5 protein-coding genes are annotated in these 4,870 nt (G+C 42.0%); 2 read left to right on the forward strand and 3 right to left on the reverse strand.

Going from position 1 to position 4,870, the window contains the following annotated elements:
* Positions 1 to 124: 124 nt before the first annotated feature.
* The 3 genes from PN457_RS13530 to PN457_RS13540 all read right to left on the reverse strand — a co-directional run bounded on the left by PN457_RS13530 (position 125) and on the right by PN457_RS13540 (position 2,737).
* Positions 125 to 814 carry a hypothetical protein gene (locus PN457_RS13530; protein WP_271733884.1) on the reverse strand — a complete coding sequence of 230 codons (690 nt, stop codon included), beginning with the start codon at positions 812 to 814 and terminating at the stop codon, positions 125 to 127.
* A gap of 371 nt (positions 815 to 1,185) precedes the next feature.
* A complete protein-coding gene (locus PN457_RS13535; protein ID WP_271733885.1) occupies positions 1,186 to 1,863 on the reverse strand; it encodes a hypothetical protein in 678 nt (225 codons plus the stop codon).
* 163 nt (positions 1,864 to 2,026) lie between these two features.
* Positions 2,027 to 2,737: a response regulator transcription factor gene (locus PN457_RS13540; RefSeq protein ID WP_271733887.1), complete on the reverse strand. Its 711-nt coding sequence runs from the start codon at positions 2,735 to 2,737 to the stop codon at positions 2,027 to 2,029.
* Between the two features lie 556 nt (positions 2,738 to 3,293).
* Here PN457_RS13540 and PN457_RS13545 point away from each other — a divergent pair.
* A complete protein-coding gene (locus PN457_RS13545; protein WP_271733888.1) occupies positions 3,294 to 3,905 on the forward strand; it encodes a hypothetical protein in 612 nt (203 codons plus the stop codon).
* Between the two features lie 135 nt (positions 3,906 to 4,040).
* The coding region (locus PN457_RS13550; RefSeq protein WP_271733889.1) for a hypothetical protein at positions 4,041 to 4,870 on the forward strand (830 nt) is incomplete at its 3' end.

Raw genomic sequence — 4,870 nt, forward strand, 5'->3', positions numbered from 1 at the left:
CGGTTCGACTCCGCTCACCGACCACGGTTCGACTCCGCTCACCGACCACGGTTCGACTCCGCTCACCGACCACGGTTCGACTCCGCTCACCGACCACGGTCAACCGTCAACAAAATCTGAGTGCTTACCTGGGAACCATAGTCAACATGGTGGCGAAGCCATATTGACCGGCGGGAATGCGCTCAAGGTCTGTGCTAATGTCAAAGGCAAATCCAAATACAGCGTTTTGCTGTCCGTTGTAGGCGGAACCTACTCCCAAAATTAAACTAGCGTTGCTGGTTTTAACGTCCTGACTGCCGACAACGGAGGCTACAGTATTAGAGTCTTCAAATCTGCCGTTTAAGAATTGCAGATCTTCGGTAATTACTAAGCCTGCTGGAACACGGTCTTTAGCAGCATGCATCCGAGTTGCGGCTGTAAGCACTGGTAATTGAGGTGATCCGGAAATTTGGTAAGGAGAGCTGACGCTCGCCATGGTGCTGTTACCACTGAGGTTACAAGACAAGCCTACATAAGCTAACTGACCACGACCGGGGCGAAATCCGTCGTCGTTAGTTGCACCACTAATGGCTGGAGAAGACATCAGACGACCACGGGTGAATTCTTGACCCTCAATATCTCCACCATCCCCATCTATGGACTCTACGAGTCTACCGACGGTTTGACCGAGAATGTCGCAGGCGGGGATGACATCTGCAATGGCTTCAATTTGAATTTTGTTACCTGCTTGGGCGGGAGTCGCCCACACCATGGTCAGAGAAACTAGAATAATGCTCGGTACTGGTATTTTCCGCAGTAAAGCCCAATTCAACATAGTGATTTCCTCAAGACGGCTGGGTGATTTCCTAGTCACACTGGAATAGTTTAGGCAAGTTTCAACCCGCATGACATCGATACAATTAGCTATCTAGGAAGTAACAATGATGGGAGTGGTGCTATATTGATTGAAGGAAGTTAATTAAGTATCAATATAATTGCAATACCTTACCTATTTACCAGTGGTAGCGATTATTAATTAAAAATTAAGTGGTTTTGCTGTTGACATTGGCTCACAGTTGCCAACAGCAGACAAACCAAGGGTTTAAGCCTTGGGGGTAAAAAAACCGGAGTGCAGCCATAGGTAAAACTAACATATGAACGCACCCCTTGTACACTTACCTGCAGGTTTGGTTGTGGAACTAGATATTAGCGTGGAACTACGGTTAAGGTGCTGGCGATACCATATTGACCAGCAGGAATCCGGGCACCGTTAACTTCAATTTGGAAGCCGAATCCAAATGTGCCGGTAGTATCGCCAGTAGCCAAAGCTGAACCTTCTCCTAGGATAACTGCAGCGTCACTGGTAGCAACTGCTCCGTCTGGACCGCTACTTACGGAGGCGACGGGGTTAGCGTTGGCAAATGCGGTGTTTAAGGTGGTCATGTTAGAGGTGATAACGTTAGCAGCTGGAGTAGCTTCTGAAGGTGCGTACATCCGAGTGGTGGCGACGTTGATATCTAAATCAGTACCACTGATTTGCACAGGGGAGGTAACGGTAGCAATGGTGCTGTCACCAGCGGTGCAGGATAAGCCCACATAAGCTAATTGACCTAGTGCGGCTCCATTTGCAAATCCGTCTGTGTCATCTTGCGCTGGAGCAGAAATTAGACGACCGCGGGTGAAAGCGGCATCACCATCACCAGGAACGCTTTCAACAAGTCTACCAACGGTTTGACCGAGAATGTCGCAAGCGGGGATGACATCAGCTACCGCTTCCATTTGGATTTCGTTACCAGCGTAGCTAGGAGCTGCAGCCAACATCATAGAACCGGATGCAATTACCATACCGGTGAGCATGGAAGCCTTGCGTAATAAGTTAGACATAGCTAATTCCTTCAAATTGAATGAATGTTATTGTTTTGATCGAGTGATGTTTTTATGATCACGTGACTAACACTTTAATTATTTAAGTCTGAAAATCACATCGATCCTAGACTCCTAAATTTAGTCACAGATAATTAGTACTAAAATTAGGCGGTATCAGTACCTATTGATAGAGATTTTTTGAGGAGTTAGATAAAATAGATAAAAACGGACTAGCTAACTTTGCTGCGTCAATGCGACTAGAGACATTTAAGCAACTTAAAATCCGGGTGACATGATTTTTGACTGTTCTTTCGGAAATAAAAAGTTTTTCGGCAATTTGGCGATTAGTGTAGCCGATAATTATTAAACACAGAACTTCGCGCTCTCGTTTGCTTAACTTGTTGAGTTCTGGTGTTAACTGTATGTTTCCATTGGTTGGTAAATCTAGTTTGGATAGTTTGGATAATTGTGTAATATTTTGAAAGCTAAATGTTGACGGTTGTAACACTCCAGGGCTAAACTCGGTGTAGCCCTTAATAACTAGACGAATGGAGTTAACTAAGTCTTCCAGGGAAATATTCTTGAGTAGGTAGGCACTGGCGTTGTACTTGATGGCTTGATGCACATAATACTGATCGTCAAAGCTAGACAAGATAATGACTTTAGTTCGGGTAAACCTTTGGGTGATGATTTGAGTGGCTGATATTCCATCCATTTCAGGCATATTAATATCCATGATGACGATATCAGGATTTAGTATTTCCACTTGCTCAATGGCTTGGATACCGTTTTCGGCTTCACCAACAACCTGTAAATCTGCATCGCTTTGCAGCAAAACCTTTAAGCCTTGGCGAATGAGATGCTCATCTTCAACTAGAAGTATAGTAATCATAATTAAAACTTATGGAGTGTAAGTTTAAGTTAGGGGTTAATTATCCAGTTTTGTAACTCAAAGGAGAACAAAAATCAGAAGAAAATGGTTGCCATAGCCTTTAAGTCATTTGCTTGTAAAATTTTAAATTATTTTGTCAACAAATGTATAGCTGGGACAGCTTGAAGGGCAATTGACGAGGTTAATGGAAATTAGATCTTAATATTGTGGTAGTCAAACAACCATCATTGAGTATATATATTTCTGTAAAGAACCTACTGGTAACTAATAGAGGTTCTGGTGGGAATATATATAAAAAGATAAAGGTGTGTACTCAAATTATCCCCTCCTGAACAGGGTGTAAATGCCGTACCTGGTACTAGTACCAAGTATACCTATTTTAGGATGTTTAAGAACTATTTTTGAGGAAATAAATAGGAAATAAAATCTATGGGATGGCTGATCCAAATTATGTCAAGATGATTGTAAAAATTGTCCGCAAATGTTAGAGTTGTCTTACTTAGGTAAATTTCAGTAAAATTTAGTTAGTATTTCTTGATAATACACTTAGTAAATTATGAGTAATTACCCTGTAATTAAAGCTGTACTCATTGCCGTAATTTGGATCACCATTTTGATCCGGGGTACTTTAGTTATGGCACAGCACACTACAGATTTTTTCAATGTGGCTCAAATTGCTGCAGCCTGTAATTTTGCTGCAGGACCGATAGCAGGACAGCTGGTAGAAAGTTACAGTGGTGGAGATACTACATCTTTAGTTGCTATTGGAGATGGCAATGGTGTGGCAAAAGGTTTACCAGGCCGAGCACTGATCGACTGTAACAGCCCAACGGGAACCTATGCAATTATTACTTCTCCTCAATTTGTTCCGGGGTCTTCTACCAGTGACATAACTAGTATTGTTACAACTGGAATTACCACCCTATACCGGGGTGGAACGATAGACCCTTTTGACCCTAATGAGCCTCTTAATCAGATGTTAAGTGTAGTGGGTGATGGTAAAACAGAAAGTAAAAGTACCCCGATTTTGTTAACAGATGGCGGTGGGTTCCCAGATTTTGGTGCGCCTACTTGGTTTTTAATCGGTATGGAAATTCTGCTCAACAGACAAGGTGCGCCATCTGGAGAATTTACTTTTCAATCTTCTTTAACTCTCATACCTAATTAGGCTTGATTTTAAGCGGTTATCGATTGGGTATCCTTAGCGAACTACAAGAAGTTAGTCATGAATTAAATTTTTTAGTTAATGTTTTACTGAGAAGATAGTTTATTCTTCTCATCCCTTGTTCCAAAATTGATTGAGATGTTCTCATCATGTGATTTCCAGGTTGTAACTACTTCAGAAAATCCACCTACTCAGGATGTATTACTTGCTGAGTTTGAGTCAGCAGAATTTATCCCCTCGTTAGGGAACTGTTCTGAGGATGTTCCAAGGGTAACTATTCCAAAAAGTATAGATTTTGATTATGTATTCCCGGAACAGCACCGGGATTTGGCGCGTTTTGATTTGTGGTTAGAATCTATACCCCCATTAACCACTTCTTCAGAGGATGTTCCACGGGTTACTATCTGGGAAAACCTACTTACTCAGGAGTTATTAGGGACTAAGGTTAAGTCAGTAAAATCTAGTTCTTTGATAGCGCGGTCTGGTGAGGAGTGTCCACGGGTTACTATCTCAGAAAATTTAGATTTTAATTATGTACTCCCCTCCAGTGGTTCTAACTCATCTTTGATAGCGCGGTCTGGTGAGGAGTTTCCACAGGTTAGTAATTTAGAAGCTTTAGATTTTGACTATTTATTCCCTGGTGTTAATTCTAATTCATCTAGTTATTTGTTAACGGGGTCTGGTGAGGAGTTTCCACAGGTTAGTAATTTAGAAGCTTTAGATTTTGACTATTTATTCCCTGGTGTTAATTCTGAATCTTTTTTGTTAGCGCGGTCTGGGGATGTGACTGGTTTCACTATCTCAGAGAATACGATTGCTGAGAGTGTTTTCCCTGGTGTTAATTCTGAATCTTCTTTGTTAGCGCGGTCTGGGGATGTGACTGGTTTCACTATCTCAGAGAATACGATTGCTGAGAGTGTTTTCCCTGGTGTTAATTCTGAATCTTCTTTGTTAGCGCGGTCTGAGGA

The sequence above is a fragment of the Anabaenopsis arnoldii genome (genome assembly GCF_028331025.1).
Taxonomy (GTDB): domain Bacteria; phylum Cyanobacteriota; class Cyanobacteriia; order Cyanobacteriales; family Nostocaceae; genus Anabaenopsis; species Anabaenopsis arnoldii.